Here is a 6444-nt window from a genome sequence, read left to right as displayed (position 1 = left end):
GTTGACTTTTGGCACGCTGTTGAGTTCTCAAGGAACGGACACTTCCTTCGGACCGCCTTCCAGCGGGCCCTCCGGGCGCTTCGTTCTTCCGTGTTACCAGCTTATCAGATGTTTTCCGCCCCGGCTTTCCGCCGGAGTTTCACTTACCTGACCCGCTTTCGCCTTCCGGGACTTGACGCCCCGTCCGACGTTTCAAACTCTAGCCGATCCCCGCTCCGAAAAGCGAATCGGGCCGCAACCCATTTAAACGCGCACACCGAAATACGTCCGAGACGCGTCAGGACGCGACCCGGTACGGACCGAGTGGTGTTTCAAGGGATTGGCCGCCCCGGGGCCGTCCGCGCCGATGCGTGTCCGGTGCTCCCTGCCAGGCAGCTCGAAGAACACTAGACCTCTGGGGAGACCGAGTCAAGGGCCGGCTCGGTGAGCTGCGCCGGCTCCTCGGGGTGGTCCGGGGAGGGCAGCTGGAAGGCGAGGACGGCGACGTCGTCGTCGTGTTCCGAGGTGACGCCCATCGCCCGCAGCAGGCGGGAGCAGACGACGTCGGGTGCGCCCCCGGCGCCGGCCAGGGTGCGGGCGAGCAGGTCGAGGCCCTGGTCGATGTCCTCGTCGCGGCGTTCCACCAGGCCGTCGGTGTAGAGGACCCCGGTGGTGCCGGGCAGCAGGCGCAGGGTGTGGGAGAGGTGGACACCGCCACCGGTGCCCAGGGGCGGGCCGTTCTGCTCCTCGCTGCGCAGGACGGTGCCGTCGGGGCGGCGCAGCAGCATCGGGAGGTGGCCGGCGGAGGCGTAGGTGAGGGTGCAGCGGGCGGAGTCCCAGACGGCGTAGGTGCAGGTGGCGATCTGGTTGGCGTCGATCTCCATGGCGAGGCCGTCGAGCAGGCGCATCACCTCGTGCGGCGGAAGGTCGAGGCGGGCGTAGGCGCGGACGGCGGTGCGCAGCTGGCCCATGACGGCGGCGGCGCGCAGGCCGCGGCCCATGACGTCGCCGATGACGAGGGCGGTTCGGCGGCCGTCGATGCCGATGACGTCGTACCAGTCGCCGCCGACCGCCGCCTCGGCGCCGCCGGGCTGGTAGGTGGCGGCGACGGTCAGGTCGGCGGGTTGTTCGAGCTTCTGCGGGAGCAGGCTGCGCTGGAGGGTGACGGCGGCCTCGCGCTGGCGGCGTTCGGCCTCGCGCAGCCGGGTGGCGGCGTGGACCTGGTCGGTGACCTCGGCCGCGAAGATGAGGACGCCGTCGGTGCCGGTCCCGACGGTGTCGTCGGCGCCGAGCGGGACGCAGGAGACGTTGTAGTAGCGGTTGCCCGGGTGGCCGAGGATCGCGCGGGCCTTGACACTGCGCGGGCGGCCGCCGCGGATCACCTGGTCCATGAGGGGCAGGACGCCCATGGTGTCCAGCTCCGGCATGGCCTCGCGGGCGGGCAGGCCGGCGGGGCGGTCGCCGAAGAGCTCGCGGTACGCCCGGTTGGCGTAGCCGAGCTGGTGCTGGGGGCCGTAGGTGACGGCGACGGGGGCGGGGATCCGGTTGAGCACCTCGCGCAGGTCGCCGGGGAGGTGGGGGCCGGCGGGGACGAGTGCGAGGAGGGTGGTGGGGTCGCGGGGGTTGGGGAGGACGGAGGGGCAGCGCAGGCCGGTAGGGGTGACGGGGCCCGGGGTGGTGGCCGCCGGAACCGGGCAGCCGGAGGCGGCCGGGGCGGATTCCGCGCCCGGGTCGGTGCCGGCCCCGCCCTGCGGGGTGGCACGCCAGGGGGCTCCGGTGAGCCGGGCGCTCCAGCGCATGAGGTTCAAACGACGGCCGCTTCCTCGGGTCCAGGCATACAATCACTTTTCGTATGCGGTCTTGCACACGGGGTGATGATGCGGTTGGGCAGATCCTGTCAGGCCGGGGCCCGGTTCCGAAAGTCGCGCGCGCCGGTCGCGGTCGTCGTGTCAGTCACAAGGTCGTCGCGTCGGTCACCCGGTGCACGTGGCGGCCCCGCGAACGGCGCCGGCCGAACGGGCGGCGCCGGCCGGGTCTCCGGCGCCGTCCACCGCCCGGAAGGCGGGATCCTCCGCGCGGGTCACGGCGTGCCCGGCCCGCCCGGTGTCGGCGTCCCCTCCTTCGGCCGCTCCGGCGCGCCGAGCGAGACCACCTCGCGGGAGAAGAAGCCCCCCAGCAGCCAGTCCATCAGCACCCGGACCCGCCGGTCGTTGCTCGGCAGTCCGCGCAGGTGGCGGGCGCGGTGCACCCACCAGGCCCGGCGGCCGGTCAGCCGCCCGCCGCGCCGGGTGTGGGCGACCGCCCGGCCGATCCCGAGCGAGGTCGAGCAGGCGGCCGGGGCGGGCAGGTAGGCGGCGGGCTCCCGGGCGTCCAGGACGGCCAGCAGGTTGTCCGCGAGCCGGCGGGCCTGGTGGATGGCGTGCCGGGCGTTGGGCGCGCAGGGCGCCCCGTCCGCGTGCGGGTCGGGCACCGCCGCGCCGTCGCCGGCGGCCCAGGCGCCGGGCAGCGCCCGCCCGTCCGGGCCGAGCACCTGGAGGGTGGGCAGGCAGCGGACCCGGCCGAGGGTGTCCAGCGGCAGGTCGCTGTCGCGCAGCAGCGGGGAGGGCCGCACGCCGGCCGTCCAGACCAGGGTGCGGGCGGCGAAGCGGCTGCCGTCGGAGAGCGCCATGACCCCGCCGGCGGCCGACTCCAGCGTGGTGCGCAGCCGTACGTCGACGCTGCGCTCGCGCAGTTGGGCGAGGGTGTGGGCGGCGAGTTCGGGCGGCTCCCCGGGCAGGACCCGGTCGGTGGCCTCCACCAGCACCCAGCGCAGGTCGTCGGGGGCGACGTTGTGGTAGCCCCTGGCGGCGTATCCGGCCATGTCCTCCAGCTCGGCGAGCGCGCCGACGCCCGCGTAGCCCGCACCGACGAAGACGAAGGTCAGCGCGGCCTGGCGGAGCTCCGGGTCGCGGGTGGCGGAGGCCAGGTCGAGCTGTTCCAGCACGTGGTTGCGCAGGCCGACCGCCTCGCCGACGGTGGAGAAGCCGCGGCCGTGCTCGGCCAGGCCGGGGACCGGGTCGGTGCGCGAGACCGAGCCGGGTGCCACGACCAGGACGTCGTAGCCGAGTTCGACCGGCGACGGGGCCTCCCCCCGCCGGGCGGAGTCGGCCCAGGCCCGGCGGGTGGCGTGCTCGACGCGGGTGATCCGGGCGGTGAGCACCCGGCAGCCGCCGAGCACCCGGCGCAGCGGCACCACGACGTGCCGCGGGTCGATGGAGCCGGCCGCGACCTCGGCCAGCAGCGGCTGGTAGGTCAGGTAGGACTGCGGCTCCACGACGGTGATCTCCGCCTCGCCGCTCCGCAGGCGGTCGCGCAGCCCGCGCTGGAGGCGCAGTGCGACGGCCGTCCCGGCGCAGCCGCCGCCGACGATCAGGATCCTGATGGCGCACCCCCTGTCGGTGTGACCCGGTTCACGCCTCAATGAAGGACCGCCGGGGGGCCTCTTGTCCACAGTCCGTGCCGTGACGGATGGGACGGGGATCGACCAGTGGTGCCGGATGGGTCGAAGGGGTGAGTTTCTGACGCACTTTTGGCCGCGAACTGCCGTGAACTATGGTCGGATTGTGTGCCGGGGCCGGGTATCGCCATGGGAACCGTCGGCAACGCACCGTGGAGCGGCCACTACGGCCAGTTCTAGCGTTGGCGCGAGAACCGGACTGCGGGACAGTGATCCGGGGAAGGGTAGTCCCCGGACACGGCCCCGGGCGGTGCCGACGCGCGCCGAGCCGGATGAGCGACCCGGCGCGGCGGCCCCGGCCGCGGACCGGACCGGTGGTGCGAGCCCCCGGCACGGCCCGACGGTACGAACTGCCAGAGCCGGCAGCAGCCGGCAGGAACTGCATGCGCGATGTGTCATCGGATCACTTCCGACAAACGGAGCTGCACCCCCGGGTGCAGGGGCGGGCGACGACAGGGTCCGGCATCGGACGCCTGCGGGGGAGAGTTGGGATGATGGAGCAGGAGCGACTGTTGGGGCGGGCGGGGCTTCCGCACGCCGGCCAGGGCATGGTGCCGGAGCAACGCGGTCCCGCCGACCTTCCGGGTCACCACGCGGTCTCGTACGCCGGCACGCCGTACCGCGGGGATCCGCAGGTGCCGGCGCCACCGGGGACGAGGCTGCGGGTGGACGCCCGGCGGAACCTGGAGAGCGTGCTGCGCGCGGCCCGCGAGGTGTTCGGCGAGTTCGGCTACGGCGCGCCGATGGAGGAGGTCGCCCGCCGGGCCGGCGTCGGCGTCGGCACCGTGTACCGGCGCTTCCCCAGCAAGGAGGTGCTCGTTCAGCGGATCGCCGCCGAGGAGGTGGCCTGGCTGACCGCGCAGGCCCGCGATTCGCTGTACGGCGGCGGCGGGGCCTGGGACGCGCTGGCCGGCTACCTGGCGCGGACGGTGAGCACCGGCGCCGGGCGGCTGCTGCCGCCGGAGGCCTTCCGGTACGCGGAGGAGCTCGGCCGGGTGCCGGAGCAGCGGGCGCCGGAGCTCGGCGCGGAGCTGCGCAACGCCGTGCTGGGCGGCGGGTCGTACGACCCGCGGACCGGGCGGCCGGAGACCTCGCCGGTCGCGCAGCCGGCCGCCGACGCCGACCCCCGGCTGCTGCTGCAGCTGCTGGCCGCCCTGGTGGCCCGCGCGGGCGCGGCCGGTGAGCTGCGCCCGGGCGTGACGGTGGCGGACGTGGTGCTGGTGCTGACCGCCTCGGTGCCGGTGCACGCCTCGCGGCCCGCCGCGCCGACGGCCGGGCAGCATCCGGCCGGCCAGCATCCAACCGGTCAGCAGACGGTGGGCCAGCAGACGGGTGGTCAGCCGTCGCACTCGCCGTCGGACCGGCTGCTGCAGATCCTGCTGGACGGCCTGCGGGCGCGCTGAGCGCCCGCACGCGGACGGCCGACCGCCTTCGCGCACAAGGGAGTTGGACCCACCGCGGGCCGGGCCCGGGGGCCATCGCCGCCGGTACGGCCGCCGCCGTACCGGATCGGTCGCCCGGCCCGAACAGACCGGCGACGGCCCCTCGGAAGAGTGGGTCACGGCCGGTCCGGCTACCGCCCAACTCTGCGCTATGCCATCCTTTGGCCGTGGTTGGAGCCATTGTCCCGATGCGCGTCGTTCGCGCGACCTCGGGTCCGCGCGCCGGTGCACCGTGCGCCCACGCACTCCCGCGCGCCCTGCCACGGTACGGGGGCTGTCATGAATGCTGGGGTCCGTTGTGAGCGCCGAGGAACAGAACGACTACGGCTACGGCCTCGACTTCGGCCGCTCCGGCGCGGGTGGCCGGGACGGTGCCACCGGACCGGGCGCGCCGGGCTCCGGGCCCGCCCTCCCCGGACAGGTGCCCGACCAGGCGGGCGTGCCGCTGCGTGAGTCGCTCGCCGGCCCGAACGAGGCCGGCGGACCGGTCCCGTACGCGCCCCGGGTGCCCGGCCAGGCCCCCGCCGGACAGGGCGGCGTGACCCCGGAGGCCTTCGTCGGCACCGGCCTGCCCGCCCGCCCGGCGGCGCCCGCCCGGGCCACCGTGCCCGCTCCGGCCGACCCGGTGGACGGCGAGCGCCCGCCCTCCGACGCCGAGTTGACCGCCCGGGTGCGGGGCGGCGACGACGCCGCGTACGAGGAGATCTACCGCCGGCACGCCGACGCGGTGCGCCGCTACGCGCGGACCTGCTGCCGGGACAGCTTCACCGCCGAGGACCTGTCCGGCGAGGTGTTCGCCCGGACCCTGCAGGCGCTGAAGGCGGGCAAGGGGCCCGAGTTCGCGGTCCGCGCGTACCTGCTGACGGCCGTGCGCAACGTGGCCGCCGCCTGGACGCGCAGCGAGCGGCGCGAGCAACTGGTCGACGACTTCGGAACGTTCGCGCAGAGCTCGGCCGGTGCCGTGGAGTTCGACCTGGCCGACCCGGGCGCGGACGCCTGGGCGATGGCGATGGCCGACCGGCGGATGGTGATGAAGGCCTACGCCGAACTGCCCGAGGACGACCGGGTGGTGCTCTGGCACACCGAGGTCGAGCGGGAGTCGCCGAAGACCGTCGCGGTGATGCTGGGCAAGACCGCCAACGCCACGGCCGTCCAGGCGCACCGCGCCCGGGACCGGCTCGCCGCCGCGTTCCTCCAGGCGCACGTCTCCGGCAGCCAGGAGCGGGCCTGCGCCGCGTACGCCAACCGGCTGGGCGCCTACGCGCGCGGTTCGCTGCGCAAGCGGGCCTCGGGGGAGGTCGGACGGCACCTCCAGGAGTGCGACCGCTGCACGGCGGCGTACCTCGAACTCTCCGAGATCAACACCGGGTTGCGGGCGCTGCTGCCCGGCGGGGTGCTGCTCTGGGTCGGCGCGGGCGGCTTCGGCGCGGCCGCGGCCGCCGCTGTGGGCGGGGCCGCCGCCGTCGGTGGGGCCGCCGCGGCCACCCGTCCGGCCGAAGCGACCAACCTGCGGCGCGCCGACTGCAC

4 protein-coding genes are annotated in these 6444 nt (G+C 75.3%); 2 read left to right on the top strand and 2 right to left on the bottom strand.

Annotated features, from left to right (window positions below; translation table 11 throughout):
• Positions 1–386: 386 nt before the first annotated feature.
• Both ACWEQL_RS39895 and ACWEQL_RS39890 read right to left on the bottom strand, forming a co-directional pair.
• Entirely contained in the window at positions 387–1778 is a 1392-nt protein-coding gene (locus ACWEQL_RS39895; RefSeq protein WP_452156112.1) for a PP2C family protein-serine/threonine phosphatase, read from the bottom strand.
• Between the two features lie 281 nt (positions 1779–2059).
• Complete coding sequence (locus tag ACWEQL_RS39890) at positions 2060–3439, bottom strand: NAD(P)/FAD-dependent oxidoreductase (protein ID WP_452156108.1); 1380 nt, start codon at positions 3437–3439, stop codon at positions 2060–2062.
• Positions 3440–4023: 584 nt separating this feature from the next.
• Here ACWEQL_RS39890 and ACWEQL_RS39885 point away from each other — a divergent pair.
• Positions 4024–4878, top strand: coding sequence for a TetR/AcrR family transcriptional regulator (locus tag ACWEQL_RS39885; protein WP_452156110.1), 855 nt, complete (start codon positions 4024–4026; stop codon positions 4876–4878).
• A 337-nt stretch (positions 4879–5215) separates the two neighbouring features.
• Positions 5216–6444, top strand: a 1229-nt coding sequence (locus tag ACWEQL_RS39880; protein ID WP_452156106.1) for an RNA polymerase sigma factor, incomplete at its 3' end; no start/stop codon positions are given.

It is taken from the genome of Kitasatospora sp. NPDC004240, assembly GCF_053603215.1.
Note: the sequence above shows the minus strand (reverse complement) of the source record. Positions and strands in the feature narration are given on the sequence as shown.